This is a genomic window from Martinezella tropici (genome assembly GCF_003287875.1).
GTDB lineage: Bacteria > Pseudomonadota > Alphaproteobacteria > Rhizobiales > Rhizobiaceae > Rhizobium > Rhizobium tropici_C.
The window spans coordinates 324,341-346,602 of the sequence record NZ_QMKK01000025.1 but is presented as its reverse complement, the minus strand read 5'-3'; the positions used below and the strand labels follow the sequence as shown (position 1 = coordinate 346,602).

Here is a 22,262-nt window from a genome sequence, read left to right as displayed (position 1 = left end):
GTAATGAGGGTCTGCGTTGGCGTCTTGCCCCCGTGCCTGGCCCCTTACCCTAGCCCACTTCCCGCGACCGGGGAGAGGGCTAGGGTAAGACATTCAAGTTCAGGGCGCGGGTTGGGTGCTGATTTGGTGGGAAAGCCCTCTCTCCCCGCAAGCAGGGAGAGGGTCGGGTGAGGGGCACTTCGCTGAGGTAAGTTCAGGCCGCCCAGGCCTCATTATCGCTGTTCGCAGATTGTGGAGGAGCAGATGCAGCCATCGAAAAAACGTTACGCCCTCGTCGGCACTGGCCATCGTGGCACGACCATGTGGGGCAAGGATCTGGTCGAGCGCTGGAGCAACGAGGTCGAACTCGTGGCGGTGTGCGATCTCAATGCCATGCGCGCGAAGCGGGCGCTGCAGTATATCGGCGCATCGGTGCCTATCTATACCGACTTCGACGAGCTGCTGCGGACGGAAAAGCCGGATCTCGTCATCGTCTGCACCCGCGATTCCACCCATGACGACCTGATCGTCAAGGCGATGGAGGCGGGCGCCGATGTCATCAGCGAGAAGCCGATGACGACGACGGTCGAGAAGATCAAACGCATTCTCAATGCCGAGGCGCGCACCGGCAAACGGTTGGATATCTCCTTCAACTACCGCTTCGCGCCGACCGCTGCGAAGATCAAGGAGCTGATCAATTCCGACGTCGTCGGCAATGTCACCTCGGTCGACTTCCATTGGTATCTCGATACAAGCCATGGCGCCGATTACTTCCGCCGCTGGCATGCTTATGTCGAAAATTCCGGCAGTCTCTTCGTTCATAAGGCGACGCATCATTTCGACCTTCTGAACTGGTATCTGGGTTCCGATCCGGAAACGGTCGCCGCTTTTGCCGATCTCAAGCATTATGGCCGCAAAGGCCCGTTCCGCGGCGAGCGCTGTCGCACCTGTCGTTACAAGGGCGAATGCGACTATTATCTCGACATCAGCGCGACGCCACTGCTCGAAAGTCTCTATGAGGATCCATCGACCGTCGACGGCTATGTACGCGATGCCTGCGTCTTCCGCGAGGATATCGATATCCCCGATACGATGGTGGCATCCATCCGCTATCGCAACGGCATCAACGTCTCTTATTCCCTGAATACCTATATGCCGATCGAAGGTCATCACATCGCCTTCAACGGACACAAGGGGCGCATCGAGCTCCGGCAATATGAGAAGCAGAACTGGACGACACCGCCGGCCGACGAGATCGTCGTCATGAAGAATTCCGGCGATGTCGAGCGCATATGGGTGCCGCATTCGTCCGGTGGGCACTATGGCGGCGACGATCGACTGCGCAACATGCTGCTTCGCTCCGGCCCGAATGACGAACTCAAGCAGCGAGCAGGTTCGCGGGCAGGGGCGATGTCGGTTCTTTGTGGCATTGCCGCGCTGCAGAGCAGCCGCACCGGCCAGCAGGTGTCGGTCGCCGATATCTGGGGCGAAGATGGCGGTCTCAATCTGCTGGAGCCGCGGCCTTAGGGCCGCGGTATTGAGCTTTCGCGTTTCGAAATCAGCTGCAGCTCGGCAGCTGCTGCGCGTAAATTCGCGTCATGCCGTTGAAGCGTCTGGCCCCTGCAAGTGCGGTCGAATTGCCGCGCCACGATCCCTGTAAGTAGCCCTTCGGGCCTGAGTAATAAGCGAGATAGAGATCGTAGGAGTTATTCAGCGCAACGCCCGTCTGCAAATGCGTCTGGTAGTGATACCATCCGACAAAGTCGATGGCGTCGGCGAAGTTGGTACGGCTTGCCGTCCAGTTGCCGGTTTCGCGCTTGTACTTGTCCCAGGTGCCGTCGAGTGCCTGCGAATAGCCGTAAGCCGTCGTCGGACGCTTCCAGGGAATGAAGCCGAGCAAATAGCGCCGCGGCGGGCGGGCGCGCGGCCGGAAGCCGGATTCGGTATAGATCGTCGCCATCAGGATCGGCACCGGCACGCCGTATTTGCGTTCCGTGCGTTCGGCTGCGCGCTGCCAATTGTTGAACCAGCCATCGCGCTGGTCGAAGATCGCGCAGATGTTGCGGGTATGTCGGGGTGCGGTGGCGCAGCCCGCTAGCACGCCGAGCAGCATTACGGCCAGAATGGAAAGGACGCGGGTACGCATTACTAGAACCTCTTCATTGCTGCGCCGTGCGTCTTTCAAAGGCACGAGATACGCAGCAACAACCTGCCGGCGTATGATCCTTTCCGAAAATTCGAGACCGAGCCTTTGGCGGACCTACGCTTATGAGATTGCTAGCGCGGAATGATTAAAAACGGGTTGTTTGCCTGTGCCGAAATGGGGCGATTTCAGGGTGTTTTCATGGATTTGCTGCGCCGCATCATGCCATCAGTGCCATATCCTCGCGGCGGATTTCGTAGAGCAGCGGCTTGCCTTCGATGAAGCGGATGGCTTCATCGATCGCCATCTCACCGAGGCGGGTTCGCTCCAGCCCGACGGCACCGGCAATATGCGGTGTCAGGAAGACGTTCGGCAGCTCGTAAAACGCCGAGGTGGCCTCCGGAATTTCCGGGTCGGTGACGTCGATGATCGCGTCGATATGGCCGGTTTTCAGCACGGCGATCAGGGCCGCTTCATCGACCAGTGCGCCGCGTGCCGTATTGATGAACGTCGCCCCGTTCTTCATTAGCGAGAGTCGGCGAGCATCGATCATGTGCCGCGTCGCCGGCAGCGAAGGCGCATGCAGCGAGACGATATCGGCTGATGCCATGAGTGCGTCCAGCTCGGTTTTCTCCACGCCCAGTGTGGCCGCCTCGGCGTCACCGATCATGGGGTCGTGGAGCAGGATTCGGTAGTCGAAGGGCGAAAGCAGCTCGATCACGCGCCTTCCTATGCGAGAAGCGCCGATGATGCCGATGGTGCGGCCGTAGTTGCCGATGGCCTCGGCGTGCATCGATATCGTCCGATTGCGGTTGCGATCGGCAACGTAGAGATCACGAAACTGAAAGACCTTCTTACCGGCGAAGATGATGGCGGCCAGCGTGAATTCGGCGACCGGCAGCGCATTGGCTTGGGCGGCATGGCTCACCAGGACGCCGCGGTCGAAGAGGCTGTCCCCCAGCAGGCCCTTCACCGTACCGGCGGCGTGGACCACCAGCTTCAGATGCGGCGCCTGTGCGAGCGCAGCAACATCAATTGTCGGCGCTCCCCAGCCGGTGATTAGGATTTCGGTTTCCGAGAGCAGCTTGGCCGCACGTTCATCGTCGAAGCGCTGCATCGGTGCGGCATCGAGCACGCGGCCGACGGCATCGAGGCGCCGGATGAGTGCGTCCGGCAGCACATGCTGCGTGCGCGATGGCTGCATGGCGAGGGCGATGGCGGGGCGGCTGGAGGGGAATGGCCTCATGGCAGGCGACCCGGCGCCTCGATGGCGCTGACCATAATGCCCTTGTCCTTGACGAGTGTGCGCAGCGTATCGATATCGGGTTTGGCCGGCGGGTTGCTCCAGGCATACTGGACGGCGGATGGGTCTTTCGCCGCAAGCACGGCGGAGACGAGAATGGTCTCTCCAGCCGGAATCGTGCCCCGCAATTGCGGCACCAGCGTTTTGGAAACGATAAGATTGGTATTCGGCGGCGCTTTTTGCGCAACGCCTTCGCGTGCGATCGTCGAGCTGAGGTCGAGAATGCCGCTGAAATCCTCTTGGCCGATCGCATAGGCGGAGCCGGTCGCGGAGAAGAGCGTGTCGGCCTCGAAGTCGCGCCGTGCAATGGCAAAGCCGCCTTCGGCCGTCTGCAGCGGCCGCGGCGTGGTGATCCTGTGCAGGCGGATGTGCCAGGGCGAGGCCGGCACCAACCATGTCTCTACCGTCACGTCCAGATAAGGGGACCATTTGGCGTAAAGCGTATACCCGGCGAGCTTCGCTTCTTCATTGGTCTCGCGTACGCGATAGTGCAGGCCGTCGTCACTGAAGGCGAGCATGCTGTCGAAGGCGCCGCCGGCAAAGATACGCTCGTCGCTCTCGACGCTGAAGCCGTAGCGGGCAGAATAGGCGAATTTCGAGTATTTCTCCGCGCCGAAGCGCATCTGCTGGTTTTCCTGGCCGGAGGAGAGTGCAACGACGTCATCCTTGCTGCGCATCAGGACCATGCCGGGATGTTTTTGCGGGATGATAGCCGGCTCACTCTCCGGTGGCTTTTCTTCTGCAGTCCAGAATGGATGTGTTTCGGGCAGCGCCAGCGGCAGGAAGGCCTTGAAGGCCCAATAGGGTGAGCCGGCAGAATTATAGTTCTCCGACATCAGCAGGTTGGGATAGGCAAAGCCGATCGGCAGAGTGCCGTCGCGGTGGGCAATCGGCTTGTCGGCCCACCAGCGCAGGTGTCGGAGGCACAGGCCCTTGATCTCGCCCCAAGGCAGCGCTTCTACATCGGCAAAGGCCAATGCCGACCAGAAGCCGGCGCAGGCGAAGCGATAGGTGAGGCTGCGGCCGAAAGGGATCGTGGCGCCATCGGGCGCGAACCAGTGACGGAAATCCTTGGCGAAGAGGATGGCACGCTCACGATAGTGCTTGGCGCGGTCGTCATTGACGAGCTTGGAATAGATCAGCCCGTAAAAGTGCATAGCGAAGGGAATATAATGATCGATGCGGCGGACATTGCCGTCGCGATACCAACCATCGCCGATGTAGAAGCCGTCCAGCTCGTTCAGATAGGTTTCCGTCAGGCTGCGGTCGAAGGTGGCGCCGAGCCGGTCGAGTGCCACATCCACGAAGATGCGGAAGAATTTCCAATTGTTGTCGGCGTAGTCGAAGGTGCGGGCGTGCTTGAGGTAGGCAATCAGATTGTCGCGGGCGCGCCGATCGAGCGGCTCCCAGATCTTTTCGGGCACGAGCGCCAGCGCAAAGCTGAGGGCGGCCAGCTCGACCATGCGCTGATCGCGGCCGTTGACCGTGCCCCAATATTCCGGATGCTTCGGGTCGACGCCATTGGCGAGGCCCTCTGTGTAGCGATCCCAGTGACTGAAGTCGCCACCGCCGGCGCCGAGCGGAGCCAAGCCCCAGAGGGGGCGGGCGAAACCTTCGAGATCGGCGGCTGCGCGGTCGAAATGGGCGCCTGCACCATCGATGCGAACGCGTGCATTGCCTTCGGAAAAATAGGGCAGCAGCGGATCGAACAGGTCAGTCAGCGCGCGGCGCATGTCCGTAAGGGTCTTCAGCGGATTGCCGGCAAGCGGATTGGCGCTGACGGGGTCATAGATCATCGGTTCGGCCTTCTCGATCGTTTCCGCGGCGGGATTGAGCTTCAGGTTTCGGGTGGCAGCGTGCCGCCGGCGATCGGCGGAACGCCGTGGCAGATGTGGCGGGCCGGCGCATCGCGGTCGCGGAAGCGTGCGATCATCAGGCCGATGGCTTCCCGGCCAAGGGCTGCGCGGTCGACGCGCATGGTTGCCAGCCGGGGATTGGTCATCAGGGCACAGGGAAGATCATCGAAGCCGACGATGGCAAAATCCTCCGGCACCCGAAGGCCGGCTTCAACGACGGCGTCGAGCACGCCGACGGCGATGAAATCGTTCATGCAGAAGGCGGCGGTATAGCCTTCGCCTGCTGCAAGGATCTCGGCGGTTTTGTCATGAGCTTCCTGGCTGGAGCTACCGCGAAAATTCATCGGCACGATGCGGCCTTCAGCGCCTTCCACCGAAGCGATCGCCGCCTCAAAGCCGCGGATGCGCTCGCGGATCGTCTGGCGATGTGAGCCGGTCAAATGCAGGATGCGACGGTGACCGGCATCGAGCAGGCGTCGGGTTGCGTTATAGGCGCCAAAGAAATTCGAGGGTGAAACACCGTCGAAGCGCAGCTTCGGGTCTGTGCCGTTGACAAGCACAGTCGGGGTGCCGCTGGCGTCGAGCCACCGGCAGAGCTCTTCCGAGGGGTCGATGCCGACGAGGAAGAGGCCTTCGGCGCCGGCGACCTGCAGATATTCCCTCACCAGTTCCGGTTCCGTCCTTGCCTCGCGGATGAGGCGGATGTCGAAGCGCATGCCGCGCTCGGCAGCGCCTGCGCGAAGGCCCTCCAGTATGCCTTCATAGAAGACGCTCAGGCCGCCGGTGACGCTGTCGCTGGCGATCAATGCCAGGCCGCCGGCTGCCGTCTCGGCTGCTGTCTTCAGCGGATAGCCGAGATCGCTCGCCACCTTGAAGATGTGCTGACGGATCATCTCGCTGATGCCGGGTTCATTGGTGAGGACCCGCGATACCGTCGAGACGGAGACGCCGGCGGCAGTGGCGATGTCGGCCTGCCTGATGCGTTTGGAGCGTATATCGTTCATGCCGCAAACGCTATGCAAAATTATGCAAATTTGCAACAGAAAGATTTTTTATTGCACAGTGCAATGAAGTTGCATATCGTCGCACCGACTTGTCCGCTGAAGGCGTCGGGGAGATCGCTGCGGATGATACGCAAGAGAAGGAGGAATCTCATGCGCATGAATCGTCGTTCTTTCATGATCGGAGCTGCCGGAACCGCAGCTGGCCTTGCCGTCGGGGGAAGCGCAATGCCCGCCTTTGCCGATACGACGCAGCTCCGAGCCATGTGGTGGGGTTCGCCCGATCGCGGCAAGCGCACGGTCGCCGTTGCCGAGCTGTTCCATAGCAAGAACCCCGATCTGTCCGTCATCGGCGAGAGCATCAGCGGCGACGGCTATTGGGCGAAGCTTGCCACTGGCATGGCCAGCCAGAACATCGCCGATGTCTTCCAGCTCGAGCCAAGCACGATCTCCGACTATTCCAAGCGCGGCGCCTGCATGCCGCTCGACCACTTCGTACCTTCGACGCTGAATGTCGACAGTTTCGGCAAGGACGTGCTGAAGCTGACCACGATCGACGACAAGCTTTACGGCGTCGGTCTCGGGCTGAATTCCTTCGCAATGTTCTATGACGAGGAGATGTTCAAGAAGACCGGCCTGACGCCGCCGGGTCCGACAACCACATGGGCCGAATATGCCGATCTCGCGGTGGAAATGACCAAGGCTGCCGGTAAGCGCGGCTATTGGGGCGGCCCTTATGGCGCACGTTACAATTACGTGCTCGATGTCTGGCTGCGCCAGCGCGGCAAAAGCCTCTTTACGGAGGAGGGCGGGCTCGGCTTCGGCGTCGATGATGCCAAGGAATGGTACAGCTACTGGGAAGACCTGCGCAAACGCGGCGGCACGGTCTCTGCCGATGTCCAGACGCTCGACCAGAACGTCATCGAGAGCAACTGCCTGGCGCTCGGCAAATCGGCCATCGGCATGGCCTATTCCAACCAGCTCGTTGGCTACCAGCTTGTCGTCAAAAGTAAGCTTGCCGTCACCATGCTGCCGCGCGAGAAGAAGGATGGTCCATCTGGCCACTACTATCGCCCGGCGCTGATCTGGAGCGTCGGCGCCACCAGCAAGAACGGCGAAGCGGCGGCGAAATTCATCAATTTCTTCGTTAACGATGTAGAGGCTGGCAAGATCCTCGGCGTCGAACGCGGCGTGCCGATGTCGCCCACCGTACGCGCCGCCATCCTGCCGACGCTCAATCCGGTGGAGCAGCAGACGGTGCACTATATCGAGCTGTTGAAAGATCAGGTCGGCACCTATCCCGTGCCGGCACCGCTCGGTTCGCAGGAATTCGACGTAAACGTCGCCCGCCCCGTCGCCGACCAGCTCGCCTTCGGAAAGATCACGGTTGCCGAGGCAGCGAAGCGGCTGGTGGAGGAAGGTGCGACGAAACTGAAGCGGAAGGGTTGAGCGGAGTTTATCCGGGCTTTGTTATATGCCGCGCCGCCGTCACCCCCCTCTGTCACTTCGTGACATCTCCCCACAAGGGGAGATCGGTAACTCGCGGGCATGCCGTACCTCAAGGAAACATCGAATCCGCTCAAATTGCTGTTTATTGTTTTACGAGTGACAAGCGGCAAACCCTAATAATCTCCCCTTATGGGGGAGATGTCACGAAGTGACAGAGGGGGTATCGCACTCTCCTCAAAGTCTGCCGTTACTTCCCATCCCAGGGCTTCAGTGCATCCTGCTTCATCCGGCGCTGTTCTTCCGGCGCGAGCTTGTAGTCACCCTTGTAGGGTGCGCTTTCGAACGAGCCATAGGTCGGGTTTGCGATGGCGATCCAGTCGTGGCCGAAATGCGCCTTGTTGGCCTCGAAGGCTTTCTGACGCTCTTCGACCGTACCCTTGTAGTCGTCGGTGAAGTCGCCGAAATTATCGCCGAACATCAGGAGAATGCGGTAGTTCTTGGCGATGAAGGCGCGGCGCGTGCCCTTGGCAGAACCCCAGTCCGGCTGTTCCTTGGCGCTCAGGAAAGTGTCGACATTGTCACCCATCGGAAAACCGAAGCGCTTCATTTCTTCAACGGTCGGGCCTTCCTCATCGGCAGTGCGATTGGTGACGTAGAAGACCTTCACGCCTTTTGAAGCGGCATATTGGGTGAATTCCACCGCGCCGGGAATCGGCTTGTCCTGCTGGGCATTCACATATTGCGTCCAGGTTTCCGGCTTGAAGCTCGTACCCGCCGTGACGTTACGCGCCTGGTAGGGCGATGTATTGAGCACGGTGTCGTCGACATCGAGGATGATGGCCGGCGGAAAGTCCTGGAAATTACCTGTTTGCTCGACCGGAGCTGCGGTCCAGTTCTTGTCGGCCAGCGCTTCATCGAGCCTGATACGGCCGAGCGCATAGGCACCCAGCGCGTTGGCCTGCGCCTCCACCGAGGTCTGGTCCCAAAGAACGGCATTGAGATTGTCGTCGGGCGATGGTGCCGGCAGATCGGCGGCCAAAGCCGGCAAGGCGGACGCAAGGCCAATGGCGGTGATGAGCGTCCTGCGCCCAAAATATCCGTTTCTCACGCTGTTCTCCTTGTGCAGAAATCCATGAAATATATCAATGGGTTCTGATGTATGTCGACATCATGATCCGGATAGGGATAGTTCGTGCTCGCGGGAAATGTGTCAAGCCTGTGACAGTCATCGCAGCGTTATTTTTGTAAGACCAAACGAAAAATGCCGGAGCTCTTTCGAGCCCCGGCATCCACTATAGCATCATGAACCCGATTTATTTCTTCGCGTCGGCCCAGCTCTTGACCAGCTCGTCGTAGTTGACGGTGATCGGCTTTTCCTTCTCGTTGGCGACCTTCAGCTGCGGAGCGAGATGACCGTTCTTCACGGCATCGGCGTTCCAGTAGGCAAGATCGTGCTCTTCAGCGAGTTTCGGACCGATATCGCCCTGAACGCCCGCGCGTTCGATGCGCTGCATCACCTTTTCCTGATCGGCGCAGAGCGCATCCATGGCTCCTTGCGCATCCTTGGCACCCGATGCGGCATCGCCGATCGCCTGCCACCAGAGCTGCGCGAGCTTCGGATAGTCAGGAACGTTCGTGCCGGTCGGCGACCATTGCACGCGGGCTGGCGAGCGATAGAACTCGATCAGGCCGCCGAGTTCCGGCGCACGCTTGGTGAAGCTCTTGTCGCGGATGGTGGATTCGCGGATGAAGGTGAGGCCGACATGGCTTTTCTTCACATCCACCGTCTTCGAGGTTACGAACTGCGCATAGAGCCATGCGGCCTTGGCGCGGTCGACCGGGGTCGACTTCATCAGCGTCCAGGAACCGACGTCCTGATAGCCGAGCTTCATGCCGTCCTTCCAGTAGACGCCGTGCGGAGACGGCGCCATGCGCCACTTCGGCGTGCCATCCGAATTCATGACCGGCAGGCCGGGCTTGACCATATCGGCGGTGAAGGCCGTGTACCAGAAGATCTGCTGGGCGATATTGCCCTGTGACGGAACCGGACCGGATTCCGAGAAGGTCATGCCCTGCGCTTCCGCCGGAGCATAGGCCTTCAGCCAATCGAGATATTTCTGGATCGAATAGACGGCGGCCGGTCCGTTGGTGTCGCCGCCACGCGCGACGCAGGAGCCGACAGGACGCGAATTGGCATCGACCTTGATCCCCCATTCGTCAACCGGCAGACCGTTCGGCAGGCCCTTGTCGCCGTTGCCGGCCATGGAAAGCCAGGCGTCGGTGAAGCGCCAGCCGAGCGACGGGTCCTTCTTGCCGTAGTCCATATGGCCGAAGACCTTCTTGCCATCGACATCGCGGCCGGTGAAGAACTGGGCGATATCCTCGTAGGCCGACCAGTTGACCGGTACGCCGAGCTCGTAACCGTATTTGGCCTTGAAGTCGGCCTTGTTCTTCGGGTCGTTGAACCAGTCGTAGCGGAACCAGTAGAGGTTGGCGAACTGCTGGTCGGGAAGCTGATAAAGCTTCTTGTCCGGAGCGGTGGTGAAGCTGGTGCCGATGAAATCAGCGACATCGAGATTGGGATTGGTGACGTCCTTGCCCTCGCCCGCCATCCAATCCGTCAGATTGCGCACCTGCTTGTAGCGCCAATGGGTGCCGATCAGGTCGGAATCGTTGACCCAGCCGTCATAGAGGTTCTGGCCGGTCTGCATCTGTGTCTGGATCTTTTCGACAACGTCGCCTTCCTGGATGACGTCGTGGGTGACCTTGATGCCGGTGATGGCGGTGAAGGCGGGTGCCAGAACCTGCGATTCATACTGGTGGGTCGTCAGCGTTTCCGAAACGACCTTGATTTCCATGCCCTGGAAAGGCTTGGCTGCATCGACGAACCATTGCATTTCCTTTTCCTGGTCGGCGCGCGAGAGTGTCGAAAGATCGCCGATCTCCTTGTCCAGGAACGCTTTGGCTTCGTTCATGCCGGCGTTGGCCGTGCCGGCCAGGGCCAGCAGGGCGACAGCCGTCGTCGTCAAGAGATGTCTTCGCATATATTCCTCCCTACAGGTTGCGAGTGCATTTCGGGACGGCCGGACCGCCGGCCGCCTTATCGGTTTGCTTCAGACCAGACGGAAGACGCCGACGGCGTAGACCACGGAAAGAGCAAGAGCCCACCAGAGGCTGGGGCCTCCCAGGCCCAGCCAAGCGAGATGGATGAAGGCGGCGCCGAGCAGCGAGATGAACAGCCGGTCGCCGCGTGTCGTTTCGAAGCGCAGGATGCCGAGGCGCGGATTGCCGCCCGGCGAAAAATATTCCCAGACCGCCATGCCGATCAGCAAGAGCAGGATCGTCGCAAAGAACAGCACCGTCGGCAGCGTCCAGGCCATCCAGGAAAAGTCTGTATTCATGGCGGTTTTCCTTCAGACGCGGCCGAGCGCGAAGCCCTTGGCGATGTAGTTGCGGACGAAATAGATGACGAGCGCACCGGGAACCAAGGTCAGCACGCCTGCGGCGGCAAGCAGGCCCCAGTCCATGCCGGCGGCGGAGACCGTGCGTGTCATGATGGCGGCGATCGGCTTGGCATCAGTCGTGGTCAAGGTGCGGGCGATCAGCAGTTCCACCCAGGAGAACATGAAGCAGAAGAAGGCGGCGACGCCGATACCGCTTGCGATCAGCGGAATGAAGATCTTGATAAAGAAGCGCGGGAATGAATAGCCATCGATATAAGCCGTCTCGTCGATCTCCTTCGGCACGCCGGACATGAAGCCTTCGAGAATCCAGACCGCCAGCGGCACGTTGAACAGGCAGTGCGCCAGCGCGACGGCGATATGGGTGTCGATCAGGCCGAAGGCCGAATAGAGCTGGAAGAAGGGGAGCGCGAAGACCGCCGGCGGCGCCATGCGGTTGGTCAGCAGCCAGAAGAAGACATGCTTGTCGCCGAGGAAGCGGTAGCGCGAGAAAGCGTAGGCGGCGGGAAGCGCACAGGCAACCGAGATCACCATGTTCATGACGACGTAGGTGATCGAGTTGATGTAGCCCCTGTACCAGGACGGATCGGTGAAAATGATCGCGTAGTTGCGCAGCGTCGGCTGATGCGGATAGAGCGTCAGGCCGCTGACGATTTCCTCATTGGTCTTGAAGCTCATATTGACGAGCCAATAGATCGGCAGCAGCAGGAAGACGATATAGAGCGTCGGCACCAGCCAGGACCAGCGCCCTTTCTCGACTTGGCGGCGGCTGACCCGCGCGCCCGTCGCCGTAACGGCATTTGCGGCGGCATCGGAAGCGGCCATCTTGTGCATCGCGGCGGCATCGGCCGTGGTGGATAGAGGTTTGCCGCTCATCGGCTCGCTCCTGCATCGTAATTGGTCATGACGGTGTAGAAGACCCAGGAGAGCAGCAGCACGATCAGGAAGTAGATCAGCGACATGGCTGCTGCCGGGCCGAGGTCGAACTGGCCGAGCGCCACCTTCACGAGATCGATCGACAGGAAGGTCGTGGAATTGCCTGGGCCGCCGCCTGTCACGACGAAGGGTTCGGTATAGATCATGAAGCTATCCATGAAGCGCAGCAGCACGGCGATCAGCAGGACGCGGTTCATCTTCGGCAGCTGGATATAGCGGAAGACGGACCAGCGCGAGGCGCCGTCGATCTTGGCGGCCTGGTAGAAGGCGTCGGGAATGGAGGCGAGGCCGGCATAGCAGAGCAGCACGACGAGGCTCGTCCAATGCCAGACGTCCATGATGATGATCGTCGCCCAGGCGTCCGCCGGATCGGAGACATAGTTGTAGTCGATGCCGAGATTGACCAGCACATAACCCATCAAGCCGATGTCGCTGCGGCCGAAGACCTGCCAGATCGTTCCGACGACGTTCCACGGGATCAGCAGCGGCAAGGCCATCAGCACGAGGCAGACGGGAACGCCGATGCCTTTCTTCGGCATGTTAAGCGCGATGAAGATGCCGAGCGGCACTTCGATCGCCAGGATGACGAAGGAGAAGATCAGGTTGCGGATCATCGAATCCCAGAAACGACCGGAATGAAGGATCTCTTCGAACCACTGCGTGCCCGCCCAGAAGAAGACGTTGTTGCCGAACGTGTCCTGTACCGAATAGTTCACGACGGTCATCAGCGGAATGACGGCGGAAAAGCCGACGAGCAGCAGAACCGGAATGAGCATGAACCAGGCTTTGTTGTTCCAGGTCTTGTCCATCGTCAGGCTCCCATCTCGATGCGCCAGGAGTCGGCGTAGATATTGATGCCGGCCGGATCGAAGGCGATGTGCGGCTCGGCTGGCACCACCTGGTCTTCGCCGATGACGGCGACGATCTCCTGGCCGTCGAGCTTGGCGCGGACCACCTTGCGGCGGCCGAGATCCTCGACCTTGGTGACGGTGGCGGGCATGCCCTCGCGGCCGATGCGGACGAATTCGGGGCGGATGCCGAGTTCGGAACGGCCGGTCCGCTTTTCCCTAGGCGCGCCGGGCAGCGCGATCGTGCGGTTGCCGATGCGCGCGCTGCTGCCTTCGATTTCGACAGGCATGACGTTCATGCCGGGCGAACCGATAAAATAACCGACGAAAGTGTGGCGCGGGCGTTCGAAAAGGTCGTTCGACGTGCCGATCTGCACCACTTCGCCATTGTACATGACAACCACCTTGTCGGCGAAGGTCAGCGCCTCCGTCTGGTCGTGGGTGACATAGACCATGGTGAAGCCGAAGCGGCGGTGAAGCTGCTTCAGCTGCGAGCGCAGTACCCACTTCATATGCGGGTCGATGACGGTCAGAGGCTCATCGAACAGGATGGCATTGACGTCCGAGCGCACGAGACCGCGGCCGAGCGAAATCTTCTGCTTGGCATCGGCCGTCAAGCCGCGGGCCTTGCGATGGGCACTGTCGGAAAGGCCGATCATCTCGATGATCTCATCGACCTTGCGCTTGACCTCGCCTTCCGGAACGTGCCGGTTGCGCAGCGGGAAGGCGAGATTGTCGTAGACGGTCATCGTGTCGTAGACGACCGGGAACTGGAAGACCTGGGCGATGTTGCGCTCCTGGGTCGACAGCCGGGTCACGTCCTTGCCGTCGAAGAGGATGCGACCCTCGGAGGCCTGCACCAGACCGGAAACGATGTTGAGAAGCGTGGTCTTGCCGCAGCCGGAGGGGCCGAGCAGTGCATAGGCGCTGCCGTCTTCCCAGCTGTGATTGACCTCCTTCAACGCGTAATCGGCGTCGGATTTGGGATGGTCGTTGTAAGCGTGCCTGATGTGGTCAAGGTCGATGCGGGCCATTGTCTCTCCTCAGGCGGCTTGTTGCAGGGCGGGAGTGACGGCGGCGCCTTCGGTGTCGAAGACCATGATGTGGCGCGGATCGATGTAGACATCGATCGCATCGTCGACATCGATATCCTGCACGCCCTGGGTCAGCATTACCCAGCGCTGACCGGCAAAATCGATATGGATAAAACTCTCCGAGCCGGTGATCTCGGTCACCATGACCCGTGCCGGGGCGGCGACCGCCTCCGGCGTCTGCGGCGCGAGCGCGAGATGATGCGGCTGGAAGGCGATCGTATAGCGGCCATCCGGCCGATCCTCTAAGCCCCTCGGTACGGGCAGGCGAATATTGCTGTCGAGCACGAATTCCCTGCCGTGCTTATCGAGCGCGATCGTGTTCAGCGGCGGATCGGCAAAGGTCGTGGCGGTAATCAGGTCGCGAGGATTACGGAAGACATCAATCGTCGGCCCGAATTGCGTGATGCGGCCTTCCGCCAGGGTTGCGGTATTGCCGCCGAGGAGCAGGGCTTCGGAAGGTTCGGTGGTGGCATAAACGAAAATCGCGCCGGATTCGGCAAAGATCTTCGGCAGTTCGGCGCGCAGTTCCTCGCGCAGCTTGTAGTCAAGATTGGCGAGCGGCTCGTCGAGCAGCACCAGCCCCGCATTCTTGACGATGGCGCGGGCGAGCGCCGTGCGCTGCTGCTGACCGCCGGAGAGGCTCAAGGGGAGGCGGTCGAGAAAGGGGCCGAGACGCAGAAGATCGGCTGCCTTCTTCACTTCCTTGTCGATACTCGCAGCACTTTTGCCGCTCAGCCGCATCGGTGAGGCGATATTGTCGTAGACGGTCATGGCGGGATAGTTGATGAATTGCTGGTAGACCATCGCGACGTTGCGGCGCTGCACCGGCTGGCCGGTGACGTCGGCGCCGTCGACATGGATCGTCCCTGTGGTCGGCTTGTCGAGCCCGGCCATCAGCCGCATTAACGACGTCTTGCCCGACAGAGTCGGTCCTAGCAGCACATTCAACGTGCCGCGCTGCAGCGTCAGGTTCGTTTCTGCGATATGCGTCTCGCCGCCGACCGACTTCGATACGCCTCTAAGTTCAAGCACGATAAATTCCTTCCATGCGTCGCATATCGATGCTGCCGCGAGGATCGCGAAGAGACTGATCCGTCCGGAAATGCCATCGCCGGGCGGTGTCTGTTGCTGAGATTATGGTTGTCGGGAGGTGGATTGTGCCGAGCTGTCTGCGGAAATATCGCGCCGGCGAGAGTTGCACCGCACGATGTCAGTGGCAGTGCGGCCGACGCCGCAAACCATGCCGTTTTCCGTTTTGATCTGATTTTCGGACAATTATTCCTCCCTTTGTTTCGATTTGCATCCCTCACGCGAAAACCGAAACAATAATGACGATAAATGAAGATAAAGGAATGTCAAACGAAAACTGGTCGCGTTTCAGTTTCGCATCATGAATCTCGTTGGAGGTCTATTTTAGGGATAGATAACAAAACCGTTAACCGATTGATCGGCATTGGAAATGAAGCCCGACGAGCCTTTCGTCGCGGCCCTGCCGTTCGCGCCAGTCGAGGCGCATGACTGCTCCTCGGCGTCCGCGGCGCGTACGATCTGGCTCCGAGTTAGCCGCTGGATGCGAGACTGACAAATTGGAATGTCTGGGAATGGGCTGGAAAGAAGGCCTTAAAGAAGAAATGCCGCACGGTATTTACGCGGACGATTATCGCGGCGCTTGTCCGGTCTGCTCCGACTGCGGTTTGCTCGAAGCAATGAGGCTGTAGCCGGCCGAGCCTCATAAGGATGATTGCGAAAGGCCGCCCCTCAAATGAATATGAGGAGCGGTTTTTTCGAAAGAGGTAGGGCTCAGCGTGCCGCCCAATTGGCGCCGCGGCGGAAGATGGTTTTCATCTGCGGCACATCGAATTCCTTGGCCTGGTGACCGAGCGAGGAATAGAAGACGCGGCCCTTGCCGTATTTGCGCTTCCAGGCGACGGGCATGACGACGCCGTCGATCCAGTAGGCATGGTCGCCGGTGAAAGTCGTGGTCGCCAGCACCTCGTTCGACGGATCGACATGCATGTAATATTGCTCCGACGTGTAGGGGAAATCGGTGATCCCCTCCATGATCGGATCGTCCGGGCGGGTGATATTGACCGTATAGTCGATGATATTGCCGGGATGGGCGACCCACTGGCCGCCGATGATGAACTGATATTCGACGCTTTCGCGGAAACTATCGCCAGCGCCGCCATGATAGCCGGCTATGCCGACACCGCTTTCGATCGCATCGGCGAGGTTCTTAACCTCTTCCTTCTCGATCTTCGACATGGTGACGATCGGCACGATCAGGCTGAGATCGTGGATCGAGGGGTCGGCGAAGGCCTCGGTGCTGTTTTCGAGATAGACCTTGAAGCCGTCCTCCTGCAGCATGTCGCGGATGATATGGGCGCATTCCTGCGGTTCGTGGCCGCTCCAGCCGCCCCAGACGATAAGTGCTTCACGCATGGTATTCCTCCTGAAATTGTGCTGTTAGCGGCCGATCTGTCCATCCACCAGGGATTCGGACAGAGGAGCGGGACGCTCCGTTTGCGTCGTGATGGTGACCGTACGACCCGTATCGGAAGCCGTCTGGAATGCTTCCATAACCTCGAGCACATGCAGCGCCAGGCTGCCATTGGCCCGGTGCGGACGGTTCGAGCGAATGGCATGCGCCATGTCGGCGACGCCGAGCGAGCGGTAATTGCCATCGGCATAGGGCGCGGTGATCTCGCGCTCGGCAAATTCGCCGCCCTTCTTCAAGAATTCCACCGGGCCGCCGAACCGGTTCGGATCAGGCACGATCAGCGTGCCTTCGGTGCCGTAAACTTCGAGCGGTACATGCTTGTGGCCGGCGACATCGAAGCTCATGCCGATCTGGACGACCGCGCCATTGGCAAAGGCCATGACACCGGCAACATGCGTCGGCACATGCACGGGGATGCGCTCGCCATTACGGGGTTCGCTGGTGATGATGCGCTCCTTACGCGGCGTCACCGCAAAGCCGGCGACCTGCGAGACCGGGCCGAGCAGATTAACGAGATCGGTGATGTAATAGGGACCCATATCGAGCATGGGGCCGCCGCCGACCTCATAATAGAAAGCTGGATTCGGATGCCAGCGTTCGTGCCCCGGGCACATGAAGGTGGCGGTGCCGCCGACCGGGATGCCGATCGCGCCCTCGTCGATGATGGCACGCGCCGTCTGGTGGCCGCCGCCGAGGAAGGTGTCGGGCGCAGCGCCGATCCGCAGCCCCTTGGCGGCAGCAGCATCCGCAAGCGTCTTGCCCTCGGCGAAATTGATGCCGAGCGGCTTTTCCGAATAGGTGTGCTTGCCGGCATCGAGCGCCTGCAGACCGACGGCGACATGCGCCTTCGGAATGGTCAGGTTGACGATGATCTCGATCGACGGGTCCGCCAGCAAGGCGGCTATGTCGACCGCCTTCAGGCCGAATTCGGCGGCTTTCGCCTCGGCGAGCTCGCGATTGAGGTCGGCGACACCTTTGATGTCGAGGATGGGAAAGGATTTCATGGCGGTGAGATAGGCGCCGGAAATATTTCCGCAGCCGATGATGCCGATGCCGACCTTGTTCATAGATTCCTCCAGATGAATTATCTTTGCTGTCCTGCAAAATCACAGGGCCGGTGCCGGCCCCGTCGTTCCCCAGGGCGATTCGTAGAGTTCGCGCAGTGCCACGACGGCGGCGCCCTGCGCCCAGGTCTCATCGGTGGACTGGTCGAAAACGAGTTCGGTCACGCCCCTGATCGATGGCGGGATGGCCAGCGAATAGGCCTCCCGCAGGCTGTCGAGGAAGGGCTGGCCGAGCGCCAGGCTCGAACCCACAAGAATGACGCGTGGCGGGGCAAACAGCGTGACGATATTGGCGAGTGCCATGCCGCAGGCCTCGCCAGCGCGGATGGCCGCGCTGATCAACGTGTTATCCTCGGCGTCTATCAGCGTCTTGGCATGTGCCATTCCGCGTCCGAGGCGGATGGCTTCGGCAAAACGGCCGCTCGGCTGGTCGCCGAGAATGGCGCTTTCGCCGGCAAGGCTTGCCAGACGAATGATGCCCTGCGGTCCCATGCCGAGAACGAGGTCGCCGAGATTGTGGCTGAGGCCGCCGGCGCCGCGAAACAGCTGGCCGCCATGCAGCACGCCAAGCCCCAACGTCTGTTCCAGCGACACCAGCACCATATCGTCCAGATCCCTGGCCTTGCCGAACCAGTGATGGGCCAGCGTGATGGCATGCGCATCGCTTTCGACGATGGTGGTCACGCCCAGTCGCTCCGACATTTCCTTGGCGAAATCGACGCCCGTCTCGCGGAAGATCGGGCTGGTGCGGACATGGCCGGTGCGGTGCTCGACGACGCCGGGCAGGCCGAGGCAGACGGAATCGATCTCATCGAGGGCCAGGTTGGCATCGACGACGCAGCGGCGCACGCCATCCTCAATCAAATCTGCAATGACGCCGATCGGCTGTCGGTCGACGCGTAGCGCCAGCGTCAGCGTCGACAGAACCTCGCCGCGAAAATCCGTCACGACGAAGACCATGCGGTTGGCGGCGATTTTCGCGCCGACGACGCGGGCGGCATCCGGATTGAGCTCCAACATGACGCGGGGCCGCCCTCGAGCGGCCGCCTCGCGCAGGTCGCCTTCGGTGCGGGCCAGGATCAGCCCGTCATCCAGCAGCGACGCGGTGATCGCCGAAACTGTGGTCGTCGAAAGCTGGGTGCGGTCACTGATTTCGATGCGTGCGATGGAGCCCGCCCGCCGGATCGTATCCAGGACATTGAAGCGGTTTATCGCCCGCATAAGCTCGGGATCTGCTGTTTTCATGAAATTGGCGCCGAATGACGAACCCGCTCGGCTGCGGCCTGGTATTTTTAACGGGGTGCGAATTAAATAACCTATGGCCTTTGCCCAATGTCAAGCCATTTCACGGGCAATCTGCCGAAAATTTAGCGACGGCGGTTGACATTTCAGCAAAGCTCCGTTGAATTATTCCGCATAAGGGAAAAAATATTGAGGCTCTTTGTTCCCTTGGGAGGAGAAAATCATGATCCATTTACGTGGGGCTAAAGCCCTTCGCATCGCAGCTGTCGCCGCCACGACCGGACTGGCCATTCTCGCCGGTGCGACGGGGGCTGCCGCCGACACCGTCGTCAAATGGCTGCATCTGGAAACCGATCCGAACTATGTCGCCGTCTGGCGCAAGATCGCGGATCAGTACGAGGCCAAGCATCCCGGCACGAAGATCGAGATGCAGTTCCTGGCCAATGAAGCCTTCAAGGCAAAGCTGCCGACGCTGCTGCAATCGAAGGACGCTCCCGATTTCTTCTTCAGCTGGGGCGGCGGGGTGCTCAAGCAGCAGCAGGCGACGGGCACGCTGATGGACCTGACTGCGGCGATGAACGCCAAGGACGGCGCCTGGCTTAAGAGCTACAATCAGGCAGCCGTCAAGGGCTTGACCTTCGACGGCAAAATCAGCGCCGTACCTTATAAGCTCGGGACGGTTTCCTTCTTCTACAACAAGGCCTTGTTCGCCAAGGCCGGCGTCGATGCCAGTGTCATCAAGACATGGGACGATTATCTGGCCGCGGTCAAGAAGATCAAGGCTGCCGGTATTGCGCCGATCGCCGGTGGCGGCGGGGAGAAATGGCCGATCCATTTCTACTGGAGCTATCTGGTGATGCGCGACGGCGGTCAGCAGGTCTTCAACGACGCCAAGAACGGCAAGGGCAACGGCTTCAACGATCCGGCGATCATCAAGGCCGGCGAACAGCTTGCCGAGCTCGGCAAGCTCGAACCCTTCCAGCCCGGTTATCTCGGCACCACATGGCCGCAGGCGCTCGGCGTCTTCGGCGATGGCAAGGCTGCGATGATCCTCGGCTTCGAAAATACCGTTGCCAACCAGCGTACCAATTCCGGGAACGGCAAGGGCCTGGCGGATGACAATATCGGCCGCTTCGCCTTCCCGGCCGTGACCGGCGGTGCCGGCCTTCCCACAGATACGCTCGGCGGACTGAACGGCTGGGCCGTCACCAAGAAGGCCCCACCCGAGGCGCTCGATTTCCTCGCCTATCTCACCAATGCCGAAAACGAGCGCGCCATGGCGCAGGCCGGCATGATCATCCCGGTCGCCGTCGGCGCCGAAGACGGCGTCAAAGGTCCGCTGATGCACGAAGCCGCCGACCAGCTGGCGCATTCGACCTGGCACCAGAATTTCTTCGACCAGGATCTTGGACCCTCGGTCGGCCGCGTCGTCAACGATGTGGCTGTCGGCATCGTGTCCGGCCAGATTTCGCCGAAGGATGGCGCACAGCAGGTCCAGGACGCCTTCGAACAGGACCAGTTCTAGCGCCCTCCGGCGCCGGCCTCTCCCTTGTGCCGGCGCCGGCTTTTCTTTGAATTGCAATTGTCGAGACTGCCCATGACCGATGTCAGCGCCACGACCGTCATACCTTCCGTCGCAAGAGCGAGACCCGCAACGAAGCGAAAATCGCCGGCTGCCCGTGGCCGCCTCCCCGTTATTCTGCTGTTCCTGCCGCCGGCGCTGCTGCTTTTCACCATCTTCGTCATCCTGCCGATGGGGGAAGCTGCCTGGTACAGCCTTTATCGTTGGAACGGCTACGGCCCGCCGACGGAGTTCGTGGGGCTGCGCAATTTCCAGGTTCTCTTCAAGAACGGCGCCTTCCTGACGTCGCTGAAGAACAATGCGCTGATCATCCTGGTGTCGATCGCGGTCCAAGTGCCGCTTGCCATTTGGCTCGCGACGATGCTGGCGCACCGCATTCGCGGCGTCGTGCTTTTCCGGCTGATCTTCTTCCTGCCCTATGTGCTGGCCGAAGTTGCCGCCGGCCTGATCTGGCGCTTCGTCTATGACGGCGACTACGGCCTGTTTGCAGCAATCGCGCATTTCCTCGGCACGCCGACGCCCTATGTGCTCGCCGATAAGGATCTCGCGATGTACGCCGTGCTCGGCGTGATCGTCTGGAAATATTTCGGCTTTCACATGATGCTGTTCATCGCCGGCATGCAGTCGCTGGACAAGAGCGTGCTTGAGGCGGCCGAAATCGACGGCGCCACCGGCTGGCAGAAATTCCGCTATGTGACGCTGCCGCTGCTCGGCTCGACGCTGCGTCTCTCGGTCTTCTTCGCCGTGGTCGGATCGCTGCAGCTTTTCGACATGATCATGCCGCTCACCGGAGGCGGCCCGTTCAATTCGACCCAGACGATGGTGACCTTCCTCTACAATTTCGGTGTCACCCGCATGCAGGTCGGCCTCGGCAGCGCCGTCGGCGTCGTGCTGTTCGTGATCTGCGTCACCCTCGCCTTCGGCTACAAACGGATATTTATGCGCAATGACTGACCTCGCCTCATCCGTTCGACTGACCACCGGCACGAAGATCTATCTCTACGTGTCGCTGACCATTATTGCCGCGATCGTGCTGATCCCGCTGCTGACGACCGCGCTTGGCGGCTTCAAGACGCTCGGCGATCTTCGCACCAATCCCTTCGGCCTGCCGGCGGAATGGCATTTCGAGAATTATACCGGCATCCTGTTCGGCGACCGCTACTGGCGGCAGATGATGAATTCCCTGATCATCGCAGTGCTGACCGTGTTCCTGACGCTGTCGGTCTCGGCCATGGCTGCCTTCGCCTTCGCGCATGTGAAATTCTTCGGCTCGAACTTCCTGCTGAACTATTTCCTGATCGGCCTGATGTTCCCAGCCGCCACCGCCATCCTGCCGCTCTTCATCCGCATCCGCGATCTCGGTCTGCTCAACACCTACTGGGGCGTGGTGCTGCCGCAGGTGGCGTTCGGCTTGGGCATGAGCATTTTGCTCTTCCGAAATTATTTTCGAAACCTTCCGGAAGAATTGTTCCAGGCGGCCTTTGTCGACGGTTGCGGCTATATCCGCTTCTTCTGGCACATCTCATTGCCGCTCTCGCGGCCGATCATCGCGACCGTCAGCATCATCTCTTTCGTCGGCAGCTGGAACAGTTACATCCTGCCGCTGATCATGCTGAACTCGGATTCGATCTATCCCTGGCCGCTCGGCATGATGGTTTATAGCGGCGAATTCGGCACGGAGTGGGAGCTGGTACTCGCTTTCATCACACTCACTATCCTGCCCACCGTCATCGTCTTCTTCCTGGCGCAGAAGCACATCATTGCCGGCCTCACCGCCGGCGCCGTGAAATCCTGAGCCTTACTG

The 22,262-nt window shown here is 60.6% G+C and carries 19 protein-coding genes; 5 read left to right on the top strand and 14 right to left on the bottom strand.

Translation table 11 applies throughout. The features are described from left to right. Nucleotides 1-243 precede the first annotated feature (243 nt). A complete protein-coding gene (locus tag DQ393_RS09700) occupies nucleotides 244-1,506 on the top strand; it encodes a Gfo/Idh/MocA family protein (RefSeq protein WP_112341539.1) in 1,263 nt (420 codons plus the stop codon). A gap of 31 nt (nucleotides 1,507-1,537) precedes the next feature. Here DQ393_RS09700 and DQ393_RS09695 read toward each other — a convergent pair whose 3' ends face one another. The 4 genes from DQ393_RS09695 to DQ393_RS09680 form a co-directional block, all read right to left on the bottom strand. Next, nucleotides 1,538-2,125, bottom strand: coding sequence for a transglycosylase SLT domain-containing protein (locus DQ393_RS09695; RefSeq protein ID WP_112341537.1), 588 nt, complete (start codon nucleotides 2,123-2,125; stop codon nucleotides 1,538-1,540). A gap of 217 nt (nucleotides 2,126-2,342) precedes the next feature. Then, complete coding sequence (locus DQ393_RS09690) at nucleotides 2,343-3,368, bottom strand: hydroxyacid dehydrogenase (RefSeq protein WP_112341536.1); 1,026 nt, start codon at nucleotides 3,366-3,368, stop codon at nucleotides 2,343-2,345. Beyond that, nucleotides 3,365-5,221: a DUF2264 domain-containing protein gene (locus DQ393_RS09685; RefSeq protein WP_112341534.1), complete on the bottom strand. Its 1,857-nt coding sequence runs from the start codon at nucleotides 5,219-5,221 to the stop codon at nucleotides 3,365-3,367. Before DQ393_RS09685 ends, DQ393_RS09690 begins: the two co-directional genes overlap by 4 nt. 41 nt (nucleotides 5,222-5,262) lie before the next feature. Beyond that, nucleotides 5,263-6,285, bottom strand: coding sequence for a LacI family DNA-binding transcriptional regulator (locus tag DQ393_RS09680; RefSeq protein ID WP_112341533.1), 1,023 nt, complete (start codon nucleotides 6,283-6,285; stop codon nucleotides 5,263-5,265). A gap of 150 nt (nucleotides 6,286-6,435) precedes the next feature. Here DQ393_RS09680 and DQ393_RS09675 point away from each other — a divergent pair, with 150 nt between their 5' ends. After that, nucleotides 6,436-7,731: an ABC transporter substrate-binding protein gene (locus DQ393_RS09675; protein ID WP_112341532.1), complete on the top strand. Its 1,296-nt coding sequence runs from the start codon at nucleotides 6,436-6,438 to the stop codon at nucleotides 7,729-7,731. 247 nt (nucleotides 7,732-7,978) lie between these two features. Here the strand turns inward: DQ393_RS09675 and DQ393_RS09670 are convergent, their stop codons facing one another. The 10 genes from DQ393_RS09670 to DQ393_RS09625 form a co-directional block, all read right to left on the bottom strand. After that, nucleotides 7,979-8,839: a 5'-nucleotidase, lipoprotein e(P4) family gene (locus tag DQ393_RS09670; protein WP_112341530.1), complete on the bottom strand. Its 861-nt coding sequence runs from the start codon at nucleotides 8,837-8,839 to the stop codon at nucleotides 7,979-7,981. Between the two features lie 205 nt (nucleotides 8,840-9,044). Further along, nucleotides 9,045-10,775: an ABC transporter substrate-binding protein gene (locus tag DQ393_RS09665; protein ID WP_112341529.1), complete on the bottom strand. Its 1,731-nt coding sequence runs from the start codon at nucleotides 10,773-10,775 to the stop codon at nucleotides 9,045-9,047. A 69-nt stretch (nucleotides 10,776-10,844) separates the two neighbouring features. Further along, entirely contained in the window at nucleotides 10,845-11,132 is a 288-nt protein-coding gene (locus tag DQ393_RS09660; RefSeq protein ID WP_112341527.1) for a DUF2160 domain-containing protein, read from the bottom strand. Between the two features lie 12 nt (nucleotides 11,133-11,144). Further along, nucleotides 11,145-12,017, bottom strand: coding sequence for a carbohydrate ABC transporter permease (locus tag DQ393_RS09655; RefSeq protein ID WP_245430301.1), 873 nt, complete (start codon nucleotides 12,015-12,017; stop codon nucleotides 11,145-11,147). Nucleotides 12,018-12,064: 47 nt separating this feature from the next. Then, nucleotides 12,065-12,937 (bottom strand): carbohydrate ABC transporter permease, encoded by an 873-nt coding sequence (locus tag DQ393_RS09650; protein WP_112341526.1) that lies wholly within the window; start codon nucleotides 12,935-12,937, stop codon nucleotides 12,065-12,067. 2 nt (nucleotides 12,938-12,939) lie between these two features. Next, nucleotides 12,940-14,010: an ABC transporter ATP-binding protein gene (locus DQ393_RS09645; protein ID WP_112341525.1), complete on the bottom strand. Its 1,071-nt coding sequence runs from the start codon at nucleotides 14,008-14,010 to the stop codon at nucleotides 12,940-12,942. Nucleotides 14,011-14,019: 9 nt separating this feature from the next. Then, nucleotides 14,020-15,102: an ABC transporter ATP-binding protein gene (locus DQ393_RS09640; RefSeq protein ID WP_112341523.1), complete on the bottom strand. Its 1,083-nt coding sequence runs from the start codon at nucleotides 15,100-15,102 to the stop codon at nucleotides 14,020-14,022. 768 nt (nucleotides 15,103-15,870) lie between these two features. Then, nucleotides 15,871-16,512 (bottom strand): ThuA domain-containing protein, encoded by a 642-nt coding sequence (locus DQ393_RS09635; RefSeq protein ID WP_112341522.1) that lies wholly within the window; start codon nucleotides 16,510-16,512, stop codon nucleotides 15,871-15,873. Nucleotides 16,513-16,536: 24 nt separating this feature from the next. Then, complete coding sequence (locus DQ393_RS09630) at nucleotides 16,537-17,637, bottom strand: Gfo/Idh/MocA family protein (RefSeq protein ID WP_112341520.1); 1,101 nt, start codon at nucleotides 17,635-17,637, stop codon at nucleotides 16,537-16,539. A 39-nt stretch (nucleotides 17,638-17,676) separates the two neighbouring features. Continuing rightward, nucleotides 17,677-18,879: an ROK family transcriptional regulator gene (locus tag DQ393_RS09625; protein ID WP_112341519.1), complete on the bottom strand. Its 1,203-nt coding sequence runs from the start codon at nucleotides 18,877-18,879 to the stop codon at nucleotides 17,677-17,679. 220 nt (nucleotides 18,880-19,099) lie between these two features. Between DQ393_RS09625 and DQ393_RS09620 the strand changes: the two genes are divergently transcribed. The 3 genes from DQ393_RS09620 to DQ393_RS09610 all read left to right on the top strand — a co-directional run bounded on the left by DQ393_RS09620 (nucleotide 19,100) and on the right by DQ393_RS09610 (nucleotide 22,253). Beyond that, nucleotides 19,100-20,401, top strand: coding sequence for an ABC transporter substrate-binding protein (locus DQ393_RS09620; RefSeq protein WP_112341517.1), 1,302 nt, complete (start codon nucleotides 19,100-19,102; stop codon nucleotides 20,399-20,401). 72 nt (nucleotides 20,402-20,473) lie between these two features. Further along, nucleotides 20,474-21,412 carry a carbohydrate ABC transporter permease gene (locus tag DQ393_RS09615; protein WP_112341516.1) on the top strand — a complete coding sequence of 313 codons (939 nt, stop codon included), beginning with the start codon at nucleotides 20,474-20,476 and terminating at the stop codon, nucleotides 21,410-21,412. Beyond that, nucleotides 21,405-22,253 carry a carbohydrate ABC transporter permease gene (locus tag DQ393_RS09610; RefSeq protein ID WP_015341575.1) on the top strand — a complete coding sequence of 283 codons (849 nt, stop codon included), beginning with the start codon at nucleotides 21,405-21,407 and terminating at the stop codon, nucleotides 22,251-22,253. Before DQ393_RS09615 ends, DQ393_RS09610 begins: the two co-directional genes overlap by 8 nt. The last annotated feature ends 9 nt before the right edge of the window (nucleotides 22,254-22,262 follow it).